Origin of the sequence: Streptomyces sp. Inha503 (genome assembly GCF_047215865.1) — a bacterium.
Lineage (GTDB): Bacteria > Actinomycetota > Actinomycetes > Streptomycetales > Streptomycetaceae > Streptomyces > Streptomyces lycopersici.
The window spans coordinates 4,211,656-4,233,508 of the sequence record NZ_CP178360.1 but is presented as its reverse complement, the minus strand read 5'-3'; the positions used below and the strand labels follow the sequence as shown (position 1 = coordinate 4,233,508).

Below are 21,853 nucleotides of genomic sequence, written 5' to 3'. Positions count from 1 at the left end.
AGATCATTCCCTACCTGCTCGGCGAGCGGCTACATCGTCTCGGTCAGGATGTGGATGGCGAACCAGGCGGAGAACCCACACCACCCCACCGCGAATGCTGCGCGCCCGGCCTTGGACGTACGGGTGTGAAACAGGAGTCGGAGGTTCTCGCTCAGGGTGTCATTCTCGCGCTTGTTGATGAGGGCGATCGTCTCGAACCCGGCGAACAGGCAGGTCCAGACGATCCATATGGCAGGCCACATCAGGGGGTCTCCTCGGTGGTGGGACCGGTGCGGTAGTGCAGTCGGCAGCGGCAGTTGACGGTGAGGTTGGTGGGGGCGAACGGGTCGCCGGGGAAGCGCAGGGCGGAGCCGTCGACCGCGTATGGGACGCCTGCGGGCAGGGTGGTGCCGTTGAGCTTCTGGTGTGCGGGTCGTACGCGGGTGTCGCCGCGGGTGACCCACATCCGCAGCACGGCGGGGCCTGCGCTCTCGGCTGCTGCGTCGGCCGCGCCGTTCACGGTGGCGACGGCGCAGGATTCGGCGAGCAGCGCGATGAACTTCGCGGCTCGAGCCCGGTAGAAGGCGGTGACGGTGTCGGTAAGGCCGTCGAGAGTGGCATCCCCTGCCTGCGCAACGTCCAGGGCGGTGGCGAGTTCGGAGAGCAGCCCGGCGACGGCGCGTCCGGCCATAGCCGTGGCGGCGAGCGCTGCGGCGGCCGCGCCCGGCGGCACGGTCGCAGCGCCGGTCATGCTCGTGCTGAGCACCGCCGCGGTGGTCGCCGCAGTTTGCTGGAGGATCGGGGTCAAGGTGCTGGCGGTCTCCTCCTCCCATCGCCCGGCGCTGACGACACGTGTGCCGTCGATCGGGTCGTCACCACGGCGTAGGTCGGTGTCGCCGTCTGGCTGCCAGTAGCGGGTGCCCTTGCGCGTCTTGGGCGCGTGTAAGCGGGCCACGATGACACCTTCTTGCCGGGCAAGGAGCGCGGCCAGCACAGCCCTGACGGCTGCGGTGGTCGTGTCGATGTCGCTGTCGGCGACCTCGAACCCATCGTTAGGCAGCTCCTTGCGCTCGAGGCGGGAACGGGCGGCATCAACGTCAGCCGCAGCCTCCCCAGCGCCCGGCTGCTTGACGGAGGAGCGCGCGGCCGCGACGTCGTCTGCTGCGTCGCCGGGCAGGGTAAGCGGCATGTTGTCGCGGGCCTGCTCGACAGTGGCCGCTGCTGACTCTCCGCCCATCGGGTGGCCGGATGCCTCGCGGGCGGCTGTTACCGCGTCGGCGGCGGTTCCCTGCGCATCCTGCACGCGAGCGTCGGCAACCGCGTCCGCTGCCGAGCCACCCTCGGGGCCGGACGGTGCGATGGCGGGCGGGGGCGAGCCGCCTGTGCCCGGCATGCCCGGCGCGCCTCCGGCCGGATCCTGGGCCACCCCGAGCGCGGCCGCGTCCTTGGCGCTGGCAGGCACGGGAGCCTTCTGCGGGCTGATCCACAGCGCGCGGGTATGCGGGACGTTGAATGGGCGGCGTCCGGCGATCTCTCGGTACTCATCGACCGTGATCAGCCCGGCGTTCCACTCGGCTCGTGCTTCCTCTCTACGCTGGCGGCGGGGGAACTCCAGAGCCTCCACGGACGAGGTGTTGAAGCGCAGCGACCAGCCATCGTCCAGGTCCAGGTCGAACGCTGAGGCGATCAACGCGAGGTGTGGGAGTTCGGTGTGCTCCCAGAAAGTCCACGACTCACGGTCTGCATTGGCGTACGTTCGCTCGCTTGCGTTGCCGACGATGCTCTCGGGAACGCCGAACGCCGACAAGATCTCGTCTTTCGCAGTCTGGGCCAGCGTCTCGTAGTTCATGTCGCGCGGCCGCGTGCTGGTGTCGACGTAATTGAGGCCACCAGGCCCACTGCCGACGACGACGGTTTCGCCGGCATGCTGCGCGCCGGGGGCGAGGCGCTGCTGAATCCGGTCGATCTCACGCTGGTCCAGGCCGTCGACGTCGATGCCGACGATCCCCGATGGGCGCGCGTCATTGTCAATGAAGGTGATGTTGTACGTTCGCGCCTTCACGTCCAGATCGACGGAGAGCCCGGCAGCCTCCAAAGGTGTGACACCGCAGAAGGGGTCGGTCGGGTGGGGGTCACGAAGCCAGACGACGCGGCTGGGGTCCAGCTCGCGGACCCGGCCGTCGTACGTCGTGAACTCGAAGTGAGAGACATAGTCGCCGTGGGGGTCGGGTATCGGCTCGACCCGGTTCGGGGGCATCAGGTCGAGCCGGGTGATCGTGCCTCCGCGGCTGCGGGTGATCTCGACGAACGCGCCCTTCTTAGACAAGAGGAGTTGCGCGGAGAGCCGCTTCTTGAAGACGGTGGCCCGCTCCAGCGGGTTGGCCTGGACGTTCAGGACGTGCAGGAGCGGGTGATCGGCGAGGGTTTCCGCGAACTGGCGCTCGTCGCCGCCGCGTCCGATCTCGACGGTGAGCGCGCCCGGGTGCTTGGAGATTGCCTCGACGGACTTGAACGTCCAGATGGAGCGCTCGTAGCCTTCCTGGATGACGCGGTCGAGGTCCCAGCCCGCGGCGCGGTCCTCGGTGCCCCACACCGTGGTGGTGCCCGCGTAGGTCAGAGAGACGTACGAGTTGCCAGTCGGCGTGGCGGACTTCTCCTCGAGGGGCACGGCCGTCCGCGGTATGAGGAGGCGGCGGAGGCGGGGCAGGAACTGGCGCGACATCAGTCCCCCTCACTGGCCAGCCACATGCCCGCCGTGCTGAGGGCCGCGCCGACTTCGACCCACCCAAGAAACGGGTAGTACGTAAAGGCGCAGCCGATGGCAGACGCAGGCACGATGGTGCTGATGACGCCGGTGATGGCCCGGGAGGCGTTGGTCCTCGGCGGTGCCAGGAAGCGGAAGACCGCGAATATGCTCGCTGCGGCCGCACTGGCGGTGAGTAGCGGGTGTACGCCGCCCAGGGTGACGAGCACGACGAGGACGCCAGCGGCGACGAGGAGAAGTCCGGCGACTTCGCGGGCGATGCTTCTCAGCGAGGGTGGCTCAGGCGGTGTACTCACGGGGTGCACGATGGGTGCGGCGCCGGGGTAATGTCGCGCGCTGGCTTATGGGGGGCTCAGCGAGGGCGGCTCACCCCGGCCATGTAGGCGCTGATGCCGCGCCGCTGAACCTTCTCACCAGGGATGATCTTGGCATCCTTCGGGGGCGACGGGACCTTGCGCTTCTTCCGCGTCGACTGGTCCCCGCCGATCAGGTGCCGGTTGTCCACCTTCTCCTCGCAGTCCTGGCCCTTCACATCGTCGTACGGACGTCGGCAGCCCTTGCAGTAGACCTCCAAGGCGTCCACGCGCTGCCCTGCGGTCGTCTTGAAGGAGCCGCGGAAGTCGGCGATGCTCGCGATGCGCGGCTCCACCTGGATCTCAGCGGCCACGACCCAGGTGTGCGTCAAGTCTCGAGGTTTCTCCTCCTGCGCGGCGGGTGGCTCCGGTGGCCGAGCAGCCTTCTGCACAGATTCCCGAACCGGGTCGGGGAGCCAAGCGAACAGGCTCTCTTGCCAGTCGGACCGATCTGTCTCGGGCCAAAGGGGAGCTATCGCGGTCGTCACCATTCCTCCGGAGTGCTGCGGGGGTGGACGTTCAGGCCGAACCCCCTTTCACTCCCGAACGCCAAACAGCCGCGTCCCGTTACACCCTTATTCTGCCGTTCCAAGTCATGGGGCGTCGTCTCCGGTGCGTGGCTTGCCTGTGTGCGGCGATGCCTATCCCGGGTCTGATGTGCAGCGAGGGGATAGAGAGCTGACGGTAGTCTTGCGGCCATAACAGCAACACGATACGAAAGTGACGCACTGTGACCGCTGCACCTGTGGCCCCTACGATCTCGGACTTCTACTGCCACCAGGCAATCCCCGGGCACGTGAAGATCGACCGCGTGATGGAGACGGACAGGGTACTGGCTTTCCACCACACCCGGCCGTCCTACCCCGTGCACATCGTGGTAGTGCCCAAGGAGCACACTCCGTCGCTCATCGACCTCGGAGAGGGCGGCCCGGAGCTGCTGGCTGAGGTCGTCGATGTGGTCGCCAAAGTGGCTGCTCAGGTGAAGCAGACACACGGCGCCGCCTCAGTGACCACGAACGTCGGGCTGTATCAGGAATCGCAGCACCTTCATTGGCACGTCTACCACCGCGGCGAGTCCGACGAGCAGATCCTGGCGATGTACGGGCACCACGACGGCTGAGGCTAGGTGCGGCGGCTACGCCCGGGTCGGGCTGTAGCGATGGTCTCCTGTGCGATACGGTCGGCGGCCCGGTAGACCGACTCCGGGTCCGGGCGCTCTCGCGTGGCGCGGCCAAGGCCAACGGACAGCTTCAGGCACGCTTCGGCCAGTTCCTCTCCGTCCTTGAGGCTTTCGTCGTCGGGGACGACCATGCACTGCCCCGGGCGGCGACGCGCGAAGGCGTCGGCGTTGTCGAGCTGATCGCCACGGCTGACTGCCGCGGGCAGCGGGACGAGAACCGCACGCTTGTCGAGCGCTTCCACTTCGGCAAGCGTCGTGGCGCCGGCGCGTCCGATCACTAGGTCGGCGAGCCACAGGGCGTCGGCCATCTCATCGTGCAGGTATTCCATCTGCCAGTAGTCCGGTACGCCCTGGAGGGAAGGGTCCAGATTGCCCTTACCTCGGACGTGCAGGATGGAGAAATGCTCGCGCAGCAGAGCGAGTTGGCTCCGTACGGCGGCATTGACGCGCTGGGATCCGCTGCTGCCGCAGAAGATCAGCAGGACCGGCTTGCCGACGGGGATGCCGAGCTTGTGACGCAGTCGCTCCGGGGCGCCGACAGCGAGGTCGTGTCGCAGTGGGAGGCCGGTGACAGTGGACTTCCGGGAGATCCAGCGCGGCGTGTCGGCGGGGGCCGCGACGGACAGGCAGACTCGGGTGGCCATTCGGGCAACGATCTTATTGGCGAGGCCGAGAGAGTGGTCGGATTCGTGGACCACGATCGGCACTCGACAGAGCCAGGCGGCGATCCCGACGGGTACGGATACGTAGCTGCCCTTGGAGAACAGGACGTCAGGGCGTTCGCGTCGCATGGCAGTCACAGCCGCCCCGATCCCGTGGAGAACGGTGAACGGCATCAGCAGATTGCTCCACGAGCGGTAGCGCTTCAGCCCTGCGGAGGGGACGGGGCTGAATGGGATACCAGCTTTCTCGGCGTATTCGTGCTCGATGCTTCCGGGACGTCCGAAGAATACGAGCTCTTTCGCCCCCTGAGCGGGGAGTCGGGCTGCCACGGCGAGGGCCGGGACAACGTGTCCGGCGCTCCCGCCTCCGGTAATGCCAATTTTCATCTGCACCGCACCTGGTTCGCTTTTTGGGTTAATTGAGCGTCTTCACTGTTTCGGATGGGACGGGATAGTCCGAATGATGGACGGCTCCCAGCTCTGGACGTCTGAGCAGGGTGGTCCGCGTGTGGTACTGGTCGGGTCGGCTGGACTCGAACCAGCTCCTCGGCAACACTTATGCCGTGCTCTTGCCCTTGAGCTACGACCCGGCTACTGCTTTCGAGATTAGAGGCGAGAGATGGGGCGGTCAACGTCCAGTTCGGTATTGGTGGCAAATTTTTGCCACCTCGCTGAGCAGCTTTCGATTTCTATCTTCTTGTTTTTCTGCATGCGGATTCTGGCGCCGATCGATAGTAGTTGAGCGGCGACTCGAAACGGGGTCAGCGAGTGATTGGGTGTGTTAGCGCAGACTCCAGGTGTCCGGGATCTGGCTGACAGGTGTTTGGTGGGCCCGGGACGTCCACCGGTCGATGAGTTCGACCTCGTTCTCGTTCTGCTGGGGGGAGAGGACCAGAGCGTGCGGGAGGCCGAGGAGGTTGGCGTAGTGAAACTTCTCGCCGGCCGGTTCTGGTCGGTCGTCGACGAACAGGGGTGCCCCGCGGTCGCAGAGGCGCTGGACGACCTGTTCGGAGCGTTCGCGCATGACGGGCAGATCGGGGCGCAGCACGATGATGTGGAGGGCGGCCGGGGCGGTTGCTGGCTTCCAGCGCAACCCGTCCTTGTCACGGTGCAGGTCGGCGAGGGTCTGGAGGCATCTTGTGATGCCGATGCCGGAGCATGCTGCATAGGGAGTACGCGCCGCGCCGTGCTCGTCGGTGAATGACAAGTTCATCGCGGCGGTGTACTGGGTGCCCAACTCAAAGACGTGAGCCAGTTCGATGGCTCGGGCTTCGCGGTAGTGCCCGTCGTCGCATTGGCCGCATCCCATCCCCTGCGCGGCGCAGTGGAGGTCGGCGGCGGTGGGCGATAGGGCGGGTAAATCCTTCGTTCCTGACCAGGTCACATGGTGGCGCAGTCCGGTGGCGCCGTCGGAGATGGAGAAGGTCTCCAGGTGGGCGACGGAGGTGTCGAAGAGTGTGTTTGCTTTGCCACCATCCCAGGGGGTGAGGGTGCCGGCTTCTTTTCCGAAGTGTTTGGGCAACTCGGCGGGGTTCAAGAGTTCGACGCGGACGGCGCCGGTGGCGGCGGCGAGCTTTCGGGGGCTGACCTGGAGGTCCGAGCGGATCGCCACGGCGGCCGGGGTCGAAGTGCCGTCGTGAGCGGTGAGTGCGAAGGTGATGACGTTGACGATCGGATCCTTCTGCGGAGCGGGCCGGGCCCGCAGGACGGCGTCGTCGCCACGGTGGCCGCAGTGGTCGCAGACAAGGATGGTGCTCTGTCCGGTCTCGCCGAGGACCAAGTGCTCGGTGGACGGTCCGGCTGAGATGCTCCCGCCATCTGCCTGAGCCTGGAAGACGCCGGTGAGGCCCATGCGGAGCAGAGCGGCGCGGCAGGCGTCGTTGAGGAAGTTGATCGATACGCGCATGCCGTCCGGGCCGGTATCGAACGTGTAGGCGTCCGCCATGGTGAATTCGCGGCCGCGCATCAGCCCACCCCGTGGAGCGATCTCGTCGCGGTATTTGGAGGTGCTGAGGAACAGCCGGACCGGGAGATCGCGGTAGGAGAGCAGGTGCTCCCGCACGGTGGCGACCGCGATCTCCTCGGACGTCGGGGCCAAGCACATCTGCTCGCCGCTGCGGCTGGTCACGGTCAACAACGCCCCCTCAGCCTGGTAGGCGGCCCACCTGCCGGACTGTTCCCACAGCGAGCGGCTTTGGAGCGCGGGGAATCCGACGGTGTTTGCACCACGCTCCTCGAATGCTGTGCGAGCGATTCTGGAGAGTCGGTCGTGGACGCGGAGCCCCAGCGGCAGCAGGGTGAACACGCCGGTGGCGTCGGTCTTGGCGATGTAGCCGAGGGATTCCAGCAGCTCGAGGGTCGACACGGTCGTGTTGACTGCGCGGCGGCGCACGGGCGGCCACAGGCGGCTGGCGTACAAAGGTGTGTCAGACACGGGCCCTCCTCATCACGGTTTTCGACAAGTCACGCAGGTGGGCGGTGGTGGCGGTGATGTCGTGCCGCCGGGCGTTGCTTGCTGCGGCGCTGCTGAGGGTGCGGCGTAGCCCGGAGTCGTTGGCGAGACGGTCGATGCGCGCGGCCAGAGCGGCGGCGTCCCCCGGCGGGTACGCCAGGGCGCCGGCGCCAAGAGTGCGGCGCAGGCCGGGCAAGTCGCCATAGAGGACGGGGAGCCCGTGCGCCTGGGCCTCGACGGCGACCAGACCGAACGCCTCCAGTTGCTTGGTGGTGAGCAGGAACGCATCGAAGTTGGCGAAGCGCTGCCACAGGACCTCGCGAGGCAGAAACGGCTCGAACCGGACCCGATGGCTCAGGCCGAGCTCGGCGACTCGGGCAGTGAGGCGGGGCAGTTCGCTGCCGCTGCCAATGACCGTGAGGTGATGTTCGCTGATTGTGAGCTTCAGCGCCTCGATCGCAGTGATCGTGGATTTGTTCGAGTCGAGGCGTCCCGCGTGTACCAGCAGTAGCCGATGCCCGTCAGTGGGCAGGGCGGTGGGATGCTCCGGTAAGGGAACGCCCCAAGGCACGGTGACTAATCGGCTGCTGTATCTCCCGCGGGTGAGGGCATTGACCTGCTCGGCCATCGCGGCATTTGGTACCGCGACGGCTGTACTGGCAGCCACGATCTCGATCAGCGCATCTCGGGCTTGATCGTTCTCGGTGGCGGCAATGGCGTCGGTGCCGTGCGCGATGGCGATGATGGGCGTTTGGCCCGCGGCGCGGGCGAAGGCGAGCGCGAGCCCGAAGCCGAGGTGCTGGGCGTGGATGAGGTCGGGACGCCGGTCGTGCAGCAGTCGCTTGACCTCCTCGGTCAGCGCATTGGTGTACTGGGCGAAGTTCGGGCCGTACGACTGCTTTGTTGCGCGCAGTGCGACGGTTTCTTCGAAACCGTGCTGCCACACCTCGTGGCTGGGCAATGCCAGGAACGTGGTGCGGAAGTCGGGGGCGAGCTGGCGGTACACGTCGCTCGCCCAGATGGTGGAGCCGCACGACGGCTGGAGGGGCAGATCGATCCCGGTGATGATGCGCGGGCGGGTCATGGTGCGTCTCCCGTGGATGCGGTGGTGCGGTAGTCGTCGAGGCCAGCGCGGAGCATGGCCGAGACGCCGGCCCAGCCGATGGCGCAGGCCGCGTCGATGACCGACAGGTTCGGGGTGAAGCCCTGTTTCACCCACGCCTGGGCGTAGCGGGGATGGCGACTGGCGTACTCATTCCAGGTGACGGTGATCCCGTTCTTGGCGAGTGCCGTGGTGTCGAGGTACTGCCGTGTGCCCGAACCTGCCCACAGGTCCCGCTCACCAGCGGCTGTGCAGATGCGGGCCAGGCGCTCGGTTTTGTTGCAGGAGCCCGTCGAGGACATGCGGGAAGTGAGCAGGAGGGACGCGCGTGAGCCGAGTGCTGTGGCGATCTGCGTGAGGAGGTCCACATTGAGGTCGGCCAGCCACTGGTGGCCCGCCGACAGGGGCGGCTCGATGACTTGGAGGGCTTCGTCGGCGTACGGGCTGCGCCCGTACGCCAGGCGGATCGCCCTGACCATGCTCACCGCGTCGAAACTGTTCGCGATCCGTGTGTCGCGGATGAGCTGGCCGGTGTTCCGGGCTACCGGCACGGTGATCCAACTGATGCCGTTGGCGGTCTTGATCCTGTTGCGGTTCTGCCAGCCGCGCTCAACGAACTGCACGTCGTCGTACAGGGCGATGGTGGTGCAGGCGATGAGTGCCTCGCAGAAGCCGAGCCATGGCAGGAACGGTGGTTGTTCGATGTAGATCATGGGCACTCCAGTGCCGGAACACGGTGCAGCAGGGTGAGCAGGGGAGTCTCGAACGCCTCGTAGCCGCGGCCCGACGCGGCGTCAGTGGGCCGCAGCCGCCATCCGGCCGCTGCCGCTCGTTGACGGGTGTAGGGCTCGCCCAGGTACCAGCGGCCTTCTTGCGTCTCGTGGCGCGCTAGGGCCTTGACCTTGTCGTCCAGGAAGTCCGTGATGTCGACCAGGACGGTCGGGGCGAACCCGCTGCGAGGAGCGTGCGGTTCGCCGTACAGCACGGTGTGGCAGGACGGCACTCGGGTGGCGGCGTTGGCGGTAGCTGCGCCGAGCGCAAGGTGGTCCTGGTGGTCGTTGTCGGCATGCGGGCTGTGCGTGATCACGGTTGTGCAGCTCCTGCGCGCCAGTTCGCCCTCGAGGGCTGAGATCAGGCGCTGGTCGGAGTGAAGCGCACCATCGGTGAGGCCGAGGCAAGCAACCTCGACGCCTGTGCCGTCCCAGGCCAGGCGCACTTCGCGCACACGTTGCTCTTTGGAGAGGCGGACGCCGCGGGCCGCGTCGGCGAGGGAGACGCCGTTGGCGCCGTGGGTCGCCATCAGTACGGTGACGCTGGCGCCGAGCTGGCGGTAGCGCCGCAGAGTGCCGTAGGCGAGCAGTTCGGCATCGTCGGGATGCGCGACCACGGTGATGACGTGCTCCAGACTGTTCGGACTCGTCGCGGAGGCGTGGGGCACTGGATTACCGCCCCTCGAAGTCGCGATGGATCTGGGAAGGCATCGCGCTGGTGGCGCCCTGGTACTTGCCGTCGTACAGAACGACGTCGCCCTGGACTGTCCAGAACGTGACCTGCCCGATCCGTAGGCCCGGGTAGATCTTCACGGGTTGCACCGCGTGCAGTTGCAGCGTGAGGTGTCCGTGAGAGCCGATGTCGATCAGGTCTGCGGTGACGTGGACGAACAGACCGAGCCGGGCCACGGAGGAGCGGGCACGGATGATCGGTACGAAGTGGTCACTACCGATGCGCTGTGCGGTAGCGGCAAGGTAGATCCGGTCCGGGGTGAGGAGCATGCCCTCGGACGGAATCGTGTGTGATTCGAACGGGTTCCGGCGCGCACAGTCGAGGCGTCGTTCGGTGTACCAGCCGATCGTGCTGCCGAGGTGGAAGTCGTAACTGTTGGGGCTCAGGAGAGCAGGATCGAACGGATCGATCTGAATTTCCCCGGCCTTGACTCGGCTGTGGATCTCGGGACCGGTGAGAATCACGCCGCGCTCCCCTCTTGCACCGGGGTGCCGGCCAGGGCGCTGGGGGAGCAGGGCGATGGGTCATCGAGTCGTCCGTAGTGGCCGACGTAAGGCATCTGCGCACCGGCCCGCTCCCAGAAGGACACCTGGCCCACGCGCATTCCGGCGTAGATGGTGAGGGGCTGTACGACGACGATCTCCAGTGTCCACTGGTGGAGCGCGCCGAGTTGCGCGAGGTCGGCGGAGATCTGTAGGAAAGCGCCGAGGCGTCCGAGGGAGGATCGCCCGATGAGACTCGTCACGTAGCGGGCGCTGCCGATCCGCTCGGCTGTCGCCCCAAGGTAAAGCGTGCCCGGTTGCAGCTCGTACCCGTCGGCCGGAATGTGGATGGTCTTCAGCGCCGTCTCCCTGCGGGGATCGGCTGGCCCATCGATGGGAATCTTCAGCACATCCCCCAGGCGATAGTTGTAGCTGTTGGGGTTGACCAGATCCAGGTCGAACGGATCGATGGTGAGGTCCCCGCGGCGGACGGCATTCTCGATGGCGGATCCGGTGAGAATCACCGAACACCTCCGGTGCCCACGTGGCCTACGTAGCCCTGCTTGAGCAGGCGCCGCCGGTCTTCGGGAACCGTCTCCTGGCCGCGTCCGAGCGGCATCCGGCCGTGTGCGTAGCGCCACTGGTCGAAGACGAGTAGCTGCCCCGGGGCTAGACGGACGGTGGTGCGGTGCTTGTAGGCGGCGGTCACTAGCCGGTCGAACGCCCGGATGATGTAGGGGAGGGTGCCTTCACTCGCGTTCATAAGCTGGCCTTGCCGCAGGTGGGGCTGCATCTTGCTGGTGAAGCGGATCGGTGTGCTGTTGTCGATCTGCTCAGGGAGGATGGGGAAGTGAGGCAGGCTCTCGCCGACTCCGTGCACGCCCTTATCGGGCCAGTAGGAGAAAGCGGGTCTGCTGAGCAGGTCCCGGTCGGTGGTCGTCAGATCGTCTGCTGCGGCCCATAGATCGGACAGAGCTGACGCGCCCCCGGTCAGTGGATCGGCGCGGACGCAGTACAGGGCGATGTAGCGGGGGCTCAGCTCGCGGTCCACCAAGTCGACATGGAGCCGGTTCTCACCGACGCCGTGGGTTCGCGCGGGGTCGACGTCCGTGCGCACTGCCAGGTCGCTCCAACAGCCGTCGTCGGGATACACGCTCAGCACCGGGCCCAGCGCGGACAGCAGCCCGAGGCTCAAGTCCAGGGCGCGGCGGTGGTCTGTGTCCCGCTGGAGCGAAACCACTGCGACTCCGGCGCCGTCGCCTGTGAGGCGGGCTGCGAACTCACGCGGCGCGGTGGGGCCATGCACCAAGTCGTGGCCCTCCAGGGTCAGCACGTTGCTCATCAGGTCTCCGTAACGAGATCGGTGAGGATGCCGCGCAGCGTGCACGGCGGGAAGATGGGCTGCGCAGTGAGGCCCAGCCGGTCGGCGAGATAGCTTGTGGTCGCCAGTGAGTACGCTGGGCCCGCCCCGGCGGCCGGGTGGTAGAGGACCGGTTCTTCGCCAATCCGGCGCGACTGGTCCACGACCCCTTCAACGCGGTATTCACCGTCGAGGAGGACGAGGTCGGAGTCGAAGGGGACGCAGTTCATGAGGGCCCGGCGGGTGATGGCCTGCGGCAGTCCCTGGCGCAAAGCCCACAGGCTCATGAGGAAGGCGTCAGCGCCGGTGGTGACCTGCGCCCGCTGGGCCAGCAGGCACGCCACGTCCTTTCGATCCGGGACGGGCGCGGGCAGAGCTCCGATCAGCTCGGCTCCCCAAGCCGTGTACTGGGCCATTTCCTCCTCAAGCCCATCCGAAGCCGCTGGAGAGTTGGTGGGGAGGGCTTCGACGGTGAATTGGTGGCGGCCGCGGGAGTCGAGGTTGAGCCGGAGGAGTCCCTGCCCTGTCTCCGGAGCTTTGATGACGTGTCGATCCTCCGATGCCCAGTGGTACGAGGTGCTGTGGCAGTGCCCGGAGACGACCAGGGACAGCGGCCAGTCGTTGTCCTGATCGGCGACGTCAAGGGCGAAGCCGCTGTGGCTCACGCCGATCACGAGGTCGGCCCCGGCGGATAGCAACCGGTCTCGCTCGGCCGCGATCAGGTCCGCGGTCGGGTCCACGAAGTCGAATCCGGCACGCTCCTGGACGGGGACGGCTTCGTACGCCTGTCGGCCCAGGTAGCCGACGATGCCCACCCTTGGCGCGGACCCCGGGAGCAGCAGCCCGCTCTCCCAGCGGGCCGAGAACCCTCGCGGAGGTCGCAGGTTCGCGCACACCACCGGCGGGAACCGGTCCGGGCTCCGCAGTCGCAGCAGGTCGGAGAAGTCGTGGTTACCCGGCACGAGCGCGTCGTACAGGTCTCCGAGAAGTCGTTCTTCTACTGTCCCCTGGGAGAATGCGTGGAAGGCGGTGCCGCCGAAGAAGTCTCCGGCGTCCACCATTACTGCACCGCCTGCCTGGCGATACTTGCGCAGAGTGGCCAGAAGGGCCCGTCCTTCTGGCACGTTCGAATGGAAGTCGGTCGTTACGATCAGCGAGGTGTTCATCGGCACCTCTCGATAGACACAACGCGCAATGCTTCGGGCGCCTTCGGCCAAAACTCAGAGCGAGAGATCCCGTCGACCTCGCGCAGCCGCAGTGTGCCTCCTTCTTCTCCCGCCGCCTGGTACTGCTCCAGCGTCCTGCTCGGCACGACCACGAGCCCCCGCTCCACCTTCGGTGTGGAGGCGAAAACGTGCCGGGTGAGCACCACCGAGAGCTCCCAGTCGAACGGCATGATCGCCAGGAGCACAGTGCCGGCAACGAGCCCTTCGTCAAGGTCAACGTCGCGTACGTCCGAGATGCTGACGCGTGCCCGCGGGCCGAACCGGTCCAGCACGTCCTGGAGGATGGACCCCAGCCGTTGGTCCTTCTCCACCGCCCAGATTCGACGTCCGCTCTCCGCCACCGTGCCGGACAGCGTCCCCAGGCCCGCACCGACCTCCAGGACCTGGTCCTCATCCCCCAGGTCGGCGCAGTCCAAAAGCCGGTACGCCGCATCCTGTGATCGCAGAAAGTGCTGGCCGAGATCGGTACAGACGTCGAAGCCGGCTTCCGCGAGAAGGTCGGCGGTGACCCGGCTTTCGCCAGCCGACGGCATACGTGCCCGCTGGTGGGTGTGTCCCGTCGCGCTCGCGGGCATCCCTTCAAGATTCGGAGGTATGACGGTCACTGAGGTCGCTCCCATTGGACGAGGGGCACGGTCGAACAACCGTGGTGAAGGTGGGCAGCGCGCACGCGACGTCGACAGGCCGACGACAAGTGCCTCTGGCCAGAGGCGGGGTACGCCAATCTCCTGATCGTGGGCGCCGTACCGGATTGGCCACGGCACTCATTCATCGTGCTGGCAGGTGGTTCCCAGGTCATTGCCGGATCTACTTGCGCGTATTGCGGGCAACTCGCAATGTCGGCGCCGTCGCGACAGGACGTACTCCCACCGGCACGGAAGCTCGGATACTGTGACGCGCAGCCAGCCTCATTGCGGGGGGTGCGTAAATGATTACGGTCAGTCGATCGCGTCGCGCCGCTATCAAGAAGGCCGCCGCCGAGATCAGGGAACGGTGCCTGCACAGCGGCAGCGGAGTCGAGCAGACGGCCGACGTGATCCGCGCCGAGCTGCCCGAAGTGCACTCGTTGGAGGCGTGGCGCCTCGCGCTCGGCTGGCCTCGGTCCCGCACCATCGAGCGGGTCGGCGCCCTGTACCGGTCGCGCGGGCTGATGCCACCGGGCATGTCGGAGTCGATGCTCTGCCGATGGGAACACCGGCCCTACGAGAGGCCCAGCCTGGAGTACGTCGAGGTCCTGTGCACGGTCTACCAGGCCCGGCCGGAGCAGCTCGGGCTTGACCGTGCCCCTGACCACGAACAACCCGAGTGGACTCAGGCCACTCGATACAGTGCTCCCGGGCCCCAAGCGTGCGTCCTTCCCGCACGGGAAAGCATGGTGACCATGACGACCTCCGCCGGTTTGCCGGCCGTCCGGGAATCTCTGCATCTCGCGTTGCTCGCCGACCCGTCGGGCAGTACTGCGGTCGTGGACCTGACCGAGGCAGCGATCGAGCACTACGCGCTCGGCTACAGCAAGCACCCGCCCCACGTGCTCTTCACCGAAGTGCGTGCGGCCAGGGGCCTGCTGGTGCAAGCCCTCACCTGCGACGCGTCGACGCCGGAGCGAATCGAGACCGAACTGCGGCGAGGCGTCGGCTGGCTCTCCGCACTCCTGGGCAACCTCGCATATCACCTTGGCGACCACGCCGGAGCACGGGCACATCTGGCTACGGCCACGACCTACGGCGACCGCAGTGGAGACGCGCGACTCACAGCGTGGGCTTGGGGCGCTCAGGCGATGGTCGCCCGTGTGGCCAGCCAGCACATCCTCGCTCTGGCCCACGCTGAACGCGGCCTGGCCTGCGCCCCCTCCGGATTGCCTCGGGCGCAGCTCCACGCATGGGCACTGCTTCCGTCCTTGGCCGCACTGAACCGTCAAGAGGAGGCTGACGCTGCGCTGGCGACCGCGACGCATGAACTGGAGACCGACGCAGCGGGCTGGGCGCCAGGCAGGTTCGGCTACGACATCGCAGAACACCGGCTGCACGAAGCGGACGCCGATCGCGCCCTGGGAAGGACCGACAGGGCGGTGGCCACCGCCGAGACGTCCATGAACGCCTGTACCGCGGCCACCCCCGGCTGGGCCGCCGCCGCCCTGCTCCTGGCCCAAGCCGAAGCCCCCACCCAACCGGCCGATGCCGCGCAACGCGCTCTGGACGTCCTGGCCCGCGTACCCGCAGCACGGCTTCGCTCCACTTCCAGAAGCCGCCTCACGCAGCTCGACGCCGTTCTCAGCCCGACGCACGCAACCGGTGTCGACGAACTGCATGACCGTGTGCGCGCCCTCCCTGCGATCATCGACGCCCACGGCACCGCTGCCCCCGCGTGAAGCTGCTCTCACGACCAGAGCCGCGTATCGCGGTCGTAACAGCTGCTGGATGGGGCACCGGCCCACTTCGGTGATGCCGACGGGCCGTCTGATCACCGTGCGCATGGTGCGGCTTGCGTGAGTACGCGTTCCAGGCGAGCGCGGTTGAAGCGGTACAGGACTAGGGCGTGGTCGGAGGCGGCGCGGGTGTCATCGGTGTCGATGACCTCGACATGGTCGAGAGCAACGGCCGCACCACCAGCCGCGTAACCGCGGTCAATGCGCTGTGGACCGCCCTGATGCGGTTTGTCGAACCCCGCCGTAGGGGCGAGCGCCACCTTGCTGTCCACCCCGAGATGGTCAGCGGCGTGCCGAGCGAGATCGACATATCCGGCGTCTATGAGGGCGGCGTCAGGACGAGTGTCGCTACGCCGGTGGCCGTCGGCATCCACGTAGGTGCGGTGGACCATGTGCGCGCGATCGGTGACCGAGTCCCAGTCCGGCAAGGTCACCGGTTCAGGAGCCCTCGGGTAACTGTTGCTGTCCATGCCGATGAGGGTCACCATGCCGGGCTCGGCGAGAGTGGTCAGCCACCCAGCTTCGGTGAGCCGCTGATTGGCGTCGAAGAAGCACAGATGCGCGGAGACGATGTTCAGCGGCACAGGGCAGTCGCCCAATTGCGCCTGTACGTGGCAGGGGTGCAGCCACCATGGCTTCGCGCGCGGCGGCTCCTCGCGGACGTGGAAGAGTTCGGGGCGTAGGTACACGGCGGTGGCGATGTCGGCATCAACGTAGGGGTTGGGCTCTGCCAGGAAGCCGCGGAGCCCGAGCCGCTTCGCCGCGCTGTTCTTGAGTCGTTGGCCGCCTTCCCGGCTGTGTTTCGCTTCCTGCTGGAGCCAGACGTCCGGCTCGTGCTCGGCCAGGATGTCCAGGGCGAGGTCACGGCGTTCACCCTGGCAGCCGCCGTCTGCCTCGATGTTCCAGACAGCCACATCGATGGTGCTGCTGGCGTCCATGGAGCCCTTTCAGGTGGTTGGTGGAACCGGTATGGGGATGGTGGGCCGGCCGCGGCTTCCCCACGAGCCGCAGCCGGGGCGCTCAGGCGCCGCCTCCTCCGAGAGGCACGGCCGGGGACCTTCCAATACAGGGGGATGGTCCTCACGACCGGGAGGAAGCCCCAGTCCTGGGAGCGCTCGCACGTTTTCAGCGCGGCAGCGCAGAGGATTCCTTCAGGCGGCGAGCGCGTTCGCGTCAACGAGGACGGCGTGCTCCTCGGCCGTGATCGCGTTGAAACTGCGATCGATCTGATCTGTACGCGACGGAGCTTTCAACTTGTCAGTCATGGCTCTATTCCTCAAAGAGGACAGCGCGTAATTGTTTACAGTCGCTCAAGGAGGTCCCGTTGCGGTTCGAGAAGGCCCAACTCCCATCCACGACGGATGAGATGGGCTCCGGTTTTGGCGTCCACAAGTGCCATCAGCTTTCGCACGTCTCTCCGCACGATATCCGTAGACACCCCTCTGTTCGCAGCGATCCATCCCACGTCCTGGCCATCTGCCAAGCCGCGGAGAACCTCGTGCTGCCCCGTACTGAGTACGAGGTCCACACCGTCGTTTGTGCGGTCGGGCGGAGGAATTTCCTCCAGCAGGTAGGCCCGGTGCACGGCACCCGGCCGTTCGGGGGAGAGGAGCTTGGCTGAGGCGTCCCGCAGGCAGTCGTTCACCCTGGATGTACAAACGCCCATCTCTGTGGCCGCTTCCGTCGGCGTCATACCACTCGCTGTGAGCTGGAGGGCTTCGCGCTCGCGAGCAGACAGCCTTAAACGGCCCGGTGGTTTGCGCGGTTGGCTGGTCATTATGGCTCCTTTCCAGTTCCGGGATATGTAGGGATGCGATGACACGGGGTTGGACGGCTTAGGCGGTGGCCTGTTCGATCAGGTCTTCAAGGTCCACGGCCGTGCAGCCGTGCAGCGAGACGACTTCGCGATATGCGAGTGTCCATGGGAGTCTCGGGTCGTTGTACTCCACGAGTGCGAATTCGTTGCCGTTGTCACGGGGCACCGGCGCAAGGGTGTCGGGCGAGTACACGATGCCGGCGACACCCCAGACCAGGGCGTGCTCCACCAGTACCGCCACATGCCGTCTCCGCGAGGGCGGGCCTTCCTGTACCGCCTCGACAGCACAGCCCGCGCATGAAGGGGGTGTGACGGTTTTGTCTCCCTCGGCAATCGGCTGTCCGGTTGCCGAGGCCATAAGGAAGAGATGCCGTTGATCGCGTCGGCAACCAACGGTGGATTGGCCGCAGCCCTGACACAGCATGTGATACATCGCCTGCCGCTGACGCAGGGCGTGTATCCGGCCGAGCAACGGCCCACCCGCTCCGGGTTTGACCGGCATCCTGACCCACAATGCGCCCCGCATACGATCAGCGATGCCGTATTCGTCCGCATAGCCGATCCCATAGCCGATGCGGCCCAGTCGCGTCGTTATCGTGGGCTGACGTGCATTTTCTCCAGTCCACGGAGCGATGAAGGGCACGCGGATGCTGCCCGCGAAGTGCTGATGGGGCCGTGGACGTGGAAGACCAGCAGTGGGGCGATCCGGCGGCGGTCCGCCGGGGGGATAAAGGAACTCGCTCCGATGCATGTCAGTCCTTTCCGACGTGCGGTGAAAGCCCCTCTCCGGCTGTGGCAGGACGGCGGGGGAATGTGGTCCTGCCGTGTAATGCCAGCCGGAGAGGGAGTGTGGTGCGGCCGGGTTACGCGGCAACCATGGGAAGCGGCGTCAGGCCGACCGGCAGGGTATGTGGTCCGTGGCCGCGGAAGGACGCCACGAGGACGGGCGGGGCGCAGGTGCTCATGGGTCAGAAACCCACGCGGCTGAGCCACCTCTCCGGGTAGGCAACCTCGTCCGCCGTGGGGACGTACGAGGTGTCCTGCCAGACCCTGTTGAACGGGATCACGCCACCGGCCCCCTTGATGGCTAATGCCACCCAGTGCAGGCCCTGACCGCGTAGATCGTGCATCTGCTCCTCCGCCCGCTCAACCGCGTCGGCGTTGGCGACCCTGCGGGCCATCCACTTGATCAACGCGGTCTGCCCGCGGTAGCGCCACGACCGCCGCAGATCCGCAGCAGGCGCTGTGTCCGGCCCGAACAGCCGACGCGCGACCTCCTGCACCACCCAGTCAGCGTGGCCCTCCGCCAGATAGATCAGGCCCTGGTGGGGAGCCGTGAGGTCGCGGTCCAGTACCGGAACGGGCATGATCGCGGGACTGCTGGAGGCTATCTGCCACTGGTGGACAGCCTCGTGCACGACGAGCCGGTATAGATGGTTGCCGGCGTAACGCAGCCCCGTATGGTGCAGCGCTTTGGGCGCGATGAGGCTCTGCGGTTCGCCCGTACTGTCGAGCATCGTCCTGCCTTCCGTCATCCACCAGCTCGCCAGAGTCGATGCACGGTAGGTGATCTCTGTCTTCCGCGCCTCGGCTTCCTCGTCCGCGGAGGGTGCGGACCGGGCGAAGCTGGCCTCGACCTGGCGGCGTATATACGCCAGCGACTCCGCGCGCCATGCCGAGGGGCTCAGCAGCCGGAACCTCAGCACGGCCGGTGGACTCAGAGCAGTGATGTCCGACACCAGCTCGGCTGTATCTTCCAGCATCCCTGTGATCTGGTCGGCGAGCTGACGCTCGCGCCCGGTCTCATCAAGGACATCGATCACGGTCACGCGTGTATCTCCATATGGTCTGGTTCGCCGGGTCGTTCGGGTTGGTGGCGACCCACCCGCGCCTCGGAGTGTTCGAGGCGGAGGGGCCTTCCCTCTGCCTCCGCCGGTCAGCCCGGCGGCGGCAGAGGCATCTCGGACGCGGGAAAGTGAACACCGCGGTCGAGGGGGATTCAGTCCTGTCTGGCCTGATGGTGGAATTGGCAGAGGGGTAGTTGACGTCGGTGTCGACGCGGGCGAGAAGGCAGCGCCAGGATTTGAGGGTTGGTGTCACGGCTGGTTTTGCCGCCGCCCCTCCCTTCCTGGCAGTTGGAGCAGGGGCGGCGGCCGGCACCCACCAGACGCGGGGGTGGTCCAGTTGACGCGATCATGGAGTGACATCGATGCGCCCTGTCTGGGGAAGGCGCTCCAGCAGTTCGCTGGTGACCCACGCCAGTCGTCGCAAGTGGCTGATGGCCGTCCAGGGGCCGATCGGCCTCTCTTTGGAGCGCACGGTGTGGGCCCGCTCGACGAGTACTGTCGTCTCGTGATCCCGCTGGTCCGCGCACCCGGCCTGAGCGATGTTGACGAGTTGCCCGAGGTTGTCGCTCAGGCGACAGGCGAGTTGATCGGCCTCGCTGTCCTCAGGCGCCTGGTGGTCCAAGGCGTCGGCCAGGTCCTCGAAGATCGCGTCGCAGTCGAGCGGATCCCAGCCCCGCATCTTGACCAGGATGTGCTCCAGCGTTTTCGCGTCCAGTGGAGGCACCCACCGGACGGCTTCCCGCACTCCGCTCGTCCCGATGGCGTGTGCAGCGACCATTCCCTTAGCCACCGTCCCGTCCGGGCGAGGGGACAGGGATCGAGCACCAGGTGCTGGTGCCGTCGGAGCTGACGCCCCAAGAACCGCCGTGCTGCTGGGTGATCCACTGTACGAGCTGGAGTCCACGACCGCTTTCGGCGTCGTCGTTTGGATGTTGGACCTGAGGCCGCTGGGCGGTCTCGTCCCTGACTTCAAGCTGCAATTCGCCATCGTCAATGCAGAGCGTCATGGTGATCTGGGTACCGCAGCTGTGTTTGACGCCATTGGTAACCAGCTCGGACACGAGCAGCGTCACGTCACCGGCCAACGCAGGCAGCTTCCAGTAGACGAGCCGCGCCCTGGCCAGGTGGCGCATCTGGGAGATGCGTTGCGCGTCCTGGTCAGGTATGACCTCTCCAGCGTTGCGCGGACTGATTTCGAAGCACACCGTCACGACGTCATGCGTGCGAAGACCCCTCGGCCGCGCCCCTGGTTCCATGGCCAGGCTCCGCTCTCGGGGAGGCGTTCTCCGTAAGGTCTCGACCATCGCGAATGTCCTTGTCATGAGGCGACCCGCACTCACTTCGTGATCACTCCGTCCCAGAGATCACAGACACCGTCCGGAGCGATCGGTTGGAGTATTGCAGTGGGTCCTCTCCCTCTGTAACGCTCACAGAGAGAGTGTCCGCATGGCTGTTACCACCGTTGCGGTACTCGATCACGGTTCGTCGACTCTGCCGTGTAACTTCCCCCTTATGGCGGCTACGCGCCAGCAAAGGGGAGACTGGCTGCGACTAGTCCGAGGGAGTACCGCGATGACGGAGAAGCCGATGGAACCGGCCGAGTCGGTGGAGGCTGCGGGGCCGACAGCTCGGCGGCGGCAGCTTGGCTTCCGCCTTCTGGCGCTTCGGGAAGCCCGTGGTTGGAGCGCTGAGGAGGCTGGTGAACGTGCCGGCGTCTCGAAGGCAACTGTGAGCCGGTACGAGCGCGCCAAGGGCAACGTGCGGTGGAACTGGGTAGATCAACTGTGTCGTGCGTACGACGCCTCGGACGAGGAGCGCGAGGCCCTGGTCGACCTCGCCAAGAACTCGAAGGCCGTGGAGGGGTGGTGGGTTCCCTATGCGGGCAAGCTGCCGAGCCCGATGCGGTTGTTGCTCGCCCTGGAGGACGAATCCTCGCGCATCAGCCACTACACGGTGGGCGTGATCCCTGGTCTCTTGCAGACGCTGGAGTACGCGCGGTCTATCAAGGCCACACCCAGCAGTGCGCTCCCTCCTGCCGAGGTCGACGAGTACCTGTCCATGCGGATGCAACGGCAGCGAATCCTTGATCGCCAGTCCCCTCCGAAGTACCAGGTGGTGATGGACGAGGCGGTCATTCGGCGTGAGGTGGGCGGGCCGGACGTTATGACGGCACAGCTCGACCACCTGCTACAGCGCAGCCAGGAGCCCAACATCAGTATCCAGATACTGCCCTTCTCCGCTGGTGCATACAGCGCGGCCCTCAACAGCTTCGTTGTGTACGGCGGCCCGGATCCATCACTGGACGTCATCTTCATCGAGAACCCGGTCGGCTCTCTGTTCCTCGAGGAACCAAGCGCTCGGGAAGAGTACGCCAGTGCGATTTCCTTCCTGCGCCAAGAGGCGCTGGACACCGCCTCCTCGGCCGAGTTGATTGCCGAGGTCAGCAAGACGCATCTGCGAAACCGGAAGTAGCGAGGAAACGTACGTGGCCGAACAGCCCCAACTTGAGTGGTTCAAGAGCTCCTACAGTGGCTCACCCAACAACGAATGCGTGGAGTGCGCCAACTTGCCCCAGAGCCTCCTGGTCCGGGACTCGAAGACGCCCGATGGCCCGCACCTCACCTTCTCCCAAGCGGCATGGGGTGCCTTCACCGTCGCTGTGCGTACCAGGACTCTTCGGCGGAACTGATCTGCTGCGGACC

24 protein-coding genes and 1 tRNA gene are annotated in these 21,853 nt (G+C 66.6%); 4 read left to right on the top strand and 21 right to left on the bottom strand.

What is annotated here, in order from left to right:
- Window positions 1-29 precede the first annotated feature (29 nt).
- From ACJX2R_RS17620 to ACJX2R_RS17605, 4 genes are all read right to left on the bottom strand, one after another.
- Window positions 30-242, bottom strand: a complete 213-nt coding sequence (locus ACJX2R_RS17620) for a hypothetical protein (RefSeq protein WP_413100897.1) — start codon at window positions 240-242, stop codon at window positions 30-32.
- Window positions 242-2,572: a phage portal protein gene (locus ACJX2R_RS17615; protein WP_413100896.1), complete on the bottom strand. Its 2,331-nt coding sequence runs from the start codon at window positions 2,570-2,572 to the stop codon at window positions 242-244. The genes ACJX2R_RS17620 and ACJX2R_RS17615 overlap by 1 nt, the downstream gene beginning before the upstream one ends.
- Window positions 2,573-2,700: 128 nt before the next feature.
- A complete protein-coding gene (locus tag ACJX2R_RS17610) occupies window positions 2,701-3,039 on the bottom strand; it encodes a hypothetical protein (RefSeq protein WP_413100895.1) in 339 nt (112 codons plus the stop codon).
- 56 nt (window positions 3,040-3,095) lie between these two features.
- On the bottom strand, window positions 3,096-3,428 hold the full coding sequence (locus ACJX2R_RS17605; RefSeq protein WP_413100894.1) for a hypothetical protein: 333 nt from the start codon (window positions 3,426-3,428) through the stop codon (window positions 3,096-3,098).
- 464 nt (window positions 3,429-3,892) lie between these two features.
- On the opposite strand from ACJX2R_RS17605, the gene ACJX2R_RS17600 reads away from it, so the two are divergent.
- On the top strand, window positions 3,893-4,216 hold the full coding sequence (locus ACJX2R_RS17600) for an HIT domain-containing protein (RefSeq protein WP_413100893.1): 324 nt from the start codon (window positions 3,893-3,895) through the stop codon (window positions 4,214-4,216).
- Between the two features lie 2 nt (window positions 4,217-4,218).
- Here ACJX2R_RS17600 and ACJX2R_RS17595 read toward each other — a convergent pair whose 3' ends face one another.
- The 11 genes from ACJX2R_RS17595 to ACJX2R_RS17545 form a co-directional block, all read right to left on the bottom strand.
- The gene (locus ACJX2R_RS17595) at window positions 4,219-5,325 is read right to left on the bottom strand and encodes a UDP-N-acetylglucosamine--N-acetylmuramyl-(pentapeptide) pyrophosphoryl-undecaprenol N-acetylglucosamine transferase (protein WP_413100892.1); all 1,107 of its coding nucleotides are present in this window, start codon (window positions 5,323-5,325) and stop codon (window positions 4,219-4,221) included.
- 128 nt (window positions 5,326-5,453) lie between these two features.
- A tRNA-Thr gene (locus ACJX2R_RS17590) sits at window positions 5,454-5,528 on the bottom strand.
- A 191-nt stretch (window positions 5,529-5,719) separates the two neighbouring features.
- Window positions 5,720-7,372 carry a proline--tRNA ligase gene (locus tag ACJX2R_RS17585; protein WP_413100891.1) on the bottom strand — a complete coding sequence of 551 codons (1,653 nt, stop codon included), beginning with the start codon at window positions 7,370-7,372 and terminating at the stop codon, window positions 5,720-5,722.
- A complete protein-coding gene (locus ACJX2R_RS17580) occupies window positions 7,365-8,474 on the bottom strand; it encodes a glycosyltransferase family 4 protein (RefSeq protein WP_413100890.1) in 1,110 nt (369 codons plus the stop codon). The genes ACJX2R_RS17585 and ACJX2R_RS17580 overlap by 8 nt, the downstream gene beginning before the upstream one ends.
- Window positions 8,471-9,205 carry a WbqC family protein gene (locus ACJX2R_RS17575; protein ID WP_413100889.1) on the bottom strand — a complete coding sequence of 245 codons (735 nt, stop codon included), beginning with the start codon at window positions 9,203-9,205 and terminating at the stop codon, window positions 8,471-8,473. Before ACJX2R_RS17575 ends, ACJX2R_RS17580 begins: the two co-directional genes overlap by 4 nt.
- Window positions 9,202-9,930 (bottom strand): PIG-L deacetylase family protein, encoded by a 729-nt coding sequence (locus ACJX2R_RS17570; protein WP_413100888.1) that lies wholly within the window; start codon window positions 9,928-9,930, stop codon window positions 9,202-9,204. The genes ACJX2R_RS17575 and ACJX2R_RS17570 overlap by 4 nt, the downstream gene beginning before the upstream one ends.
- 4 nt (window positions 9,931-9,934) lie before the next feature.
- Entirely contained in the window at window positions 9,935-10,459 is a 525-nt protein-coding gene (gene dcd / locus ACJX2R_RS17565) for a dCTP deaminase (RefSeq protein ID WP_413100887.1), read from the bottom strand.
- Window positions 10,456-11,001 carry a dCTP deaminase domain-containing protein gene (locus tag ACJX2R_RS17560; RefSeq protein ID WP_413100886.1) on the bottom strand — a complete coding sequence of 182 codons (546 nt, stop codon included), beginning with the start codon at window positions 10,999-11,001 and terminating at the stop codon, window positions 10,456-10,458. The genes dcd and ACJX2R_RS17560 overlap by 4 nt, the downstream gene beginning before the upstream one ends.
- Window positions 10,998-11,819 carry a TauD/TfdA family dioxygenase gene (locus ACJX2R_RS17555; protein ID WP_413100885.1) on the bottom strand — a complete coding sequence of 274 codons (822 nt, stop codon included), beginning with the start codon at window positions 11,817-11,819 and terminating at the stop codon, window positions 10,998-11,000. The genes ACJX2R_RS17560 and ACJX2R_RS17555 overlap by 4 nt, the downstream gene beginning before the upstream one ends.
- Window positions 11,819-13,054, bottom strand: coding sequence for a metallophosphoesterase (locus tag ACJX2R_RS17550; protein WP_413100884.1), 1,236 nt, complete (start codon window positions 13,052-13,054; stop codon window positions 11,819-11,821). Before ACJX2R_RS17550 ends, ACJX2R_RS17555 begins: the two co-directional genes overlap by 1 nt.
- Window positions 13,000-13,638, bottom strand: coding sequence for an rRNA adenine N-6-methyltransferase family protein (locus ACJX2R_RS17545; RefSeq protein WP_413100883.1), 639 nt, complete (start codon window positions 13,636-13,638; stop codon window positions 13,000-13,002). Before ACJX2R_RS17545 ends, ACJX2R_RS17550 begins: the two co-directional genes overlap by 55 nt.
- Before the next feature lie 353 nt (window positions 13,639-13,991).
- Here ACJX2R_RS17545 and ACJX2R_RS17540 point away from each other — a divergent pair, with 353 nt between their 5' ends.
- Window positions 13,992-15,431: a Twin-arginine translocation pathway signal gene (locus tag ACJX2R_RS17540; protein ID WP_413100882.1), complete on the top strand. Its 1,440-nt coding sequence runs from the start codon at window positions 13,992-13,994 to the stop codon at window positions 15,429-15,431.
- Window positions 15,432-15,523: 92 nt separating this feature from the next.
- Here ACJX2R_RS17540 and ACJX2R_RS17535 read toward each other — a convergent pair whose 3' ends face one another.
- The 6 genes from ACJX2R_RS17535 to ACJX2R_RS17510 all read right to left on the bottom strand — a co-directional run bounded on the left by ACJX2R_RS17535 (window position 15,524) and on the right by ACJX2R_RS17510 (window position 20,362).
- Complete coding sequence (locus tag ACJX2R_RS17535; protein ID WP_413100881.1) at window positions 15,524-16,426, bottom strand: endonuclease/exonuclease/phosphatase family protein; 903 nt, start codon at window positions 16,424-16,426, stop codon at window positions 15,524-15,526.
- A 362-nt stretch (window positions 16,427-16,788) separates the two neighbouring features.
- Window positions 16,789-17,265: a hypothetical protein gene (locus ACJX2R_RS17530; RefSeq protein WP_413100880.1), complete on the bottom strand. Its 477-nt coding sequence runs from the start codon at window positions 17,263-17,265 to the stop codon at window positions 16,789-16,791.
- Between the two features lie 58 nt (window positions 17,266-17,323).
- Complete coding sequence (locus ACJX2R_RS17525) at window positions 17,324-17,947, bottom strand: hypothetical protein (RefSeq protein ID WP_413100879.1); 624 nt, start codon at window positions 17,945-17,947, stop codon at window positions 17,324-17,326.
- A 325-nt stretch (window positions 17,948-18,272) separates the two neighbouring features.
- On the bottom strand, window positions 18,273-19,133 hold the full coding sequence (locus ACJX2R_RS17520; RefSeq protein ID WP_413100878.1) for a hypothetical protein: 861 nt from the start codon (window positions 19,131-19,133) through the stop codon (window positions 18,273-18,275).
- A gap of 364 nt (window positions 19,134-19,497) precedes the next feature.
- A complete protein-coding gene (locus ACJX2R_RS17515) occupies window positions 19,498-19,929 on the bottom strand; it encodes a DUF6415 family natural product biosynthesis protein (RefSeq protein ID WP_413100877.1) in 432 nt (143 codons plus the stop codon).
- 4 nt (window positions 19,930-19,933) lie between these two features.
- Window positions 19,934-20,362, bottom strand: coding sequence for an ATP-binding protein (locus ACJX2R_RS17510; RefSeq protein WP_413100876.1), 429 nt, complete (start codon window positions 20,360-20,362; stop codon window positions 19,934-19,936).
- A gap of 361 nt (window positions 20,363-20,723) precedes the next feature.
- Here ACJX2R_RS17510 and ACJX2R_RS17505 point away from each other — a divergent pair, with 361 nt between their 5' ends.
- Window positions 20,724-21,623 carry a helix-turn-helix domain-containing protein gene (locus tag ACJX2R_RS17505; RefSeq protein WP_413100875.1) on the top strand — a complete coding sequence of 300 codons (900 nt, stop codon included), beginning with the start codon at window positions 20,724-20,726 and terminating at the stop codon, window positions 21,621-21,623.
- 13 nt (window positions 21,624-21,636) lie between these two features.
- Window positions 21,637-21,840, top strand: coding sequence for a DUF397 domain-containing protein (locus tag ACJX2R_RS17500; protein WP_413100874.1), 204 nt, complete (start codon window positions 21,637-21,639; stop codon window positions 21,838-21,840).
- Window positions 21,841-21,853: the final 13 nt, after the last annotated feature.

What these genes read in the sequence shown, in the direction of transcription:
- ACJX2R_RS17580 (WP_413100890.1), bottom strand. Translation starts at nt 8,474, where the DNA reads ATGACCCGCCCGCGCATCATCACCGGGATCGATCTGCCCCTCCAGCCG.
- ACJX2R_RS17515 (WP_413100877.1), bottom strand. Translation starts at nt 19,929, where the DNA reads ATGGTCGCTGCACACGCCATCGGGACGAGCGGAGTGCGGGAAGCCGTC.
- ACJX2R_RS17545 (WP_413100883.1), bottom strand. Translation starts at nt 13,638, where the DNA reads ATGCCCGCGAGCGCGACGGGACACACCCACCAGCGGGCACGTATGCCG.
- ACJX2R_RS17575 (WP_413100889.1), bottom strand. Translation starts at nt 9,205, where the DNA reads ATGATCTACATCGAACAACCACCGTTCCTGCCATGGCTCGGCTTCTGC.
- ACJX2R_RS17530 (WP_413100880.1), bottom strand. Translation starts at nt 17,265, where the DNA reads ATGACCAGCCAACCGCGCAAACCACCGGGCCGTTTAAGGCTGTCTGCT.
- ACJX2R_RS17555 (WP_413100885.1), bottom strand. Translation starts at nt 11,819, where the DNA reads ATGAGCAACGTGCTGACCCTGGAGGGCCACGACTTGGTGCATGGCCCC.
- ACJX2R_RS17505 (WP_413100875.1), top strand. Translation starts at nt 20,724, where the DNA reads ATGACGGAGAAGCCGATGGAACCGGCCGAGTCGGTGGAGGCTGCGGGG.
- ACJX2R_RS17540 (WP_413100882.1), top strand. Translation starts at nt 13,992, where the DNA reads ATGATTACGGTCAGTCGATCGCGTCGCGCCGCTATCAAGAAGGCCGCC.
- ACJX2R_RS17535 (WP_413100881.1), bottom strand. Translation starts at nt 16,426, where the DNA reads ATGGACGCCAGCAGCACCATCGATGTGGCTGTCTGGAACATCGAGGCA.
- ACJX2R_RS17620 (WP_413100897.1), bottom strand. Translation starts at nt 242, where the DNA reads ATGTGGCCTGCCATATGGATCGTCTGGACCTGCCTGTTCGCCGGGTTC.
- ACJX2R_RS17595 (WP_413100892.1), bottom strand. Translation starts at nt 5,325, where the DNA reads ATGAAAATTGGCATTACCGGAGGCGGGAGCGCCGGACACGTTGTCCCG.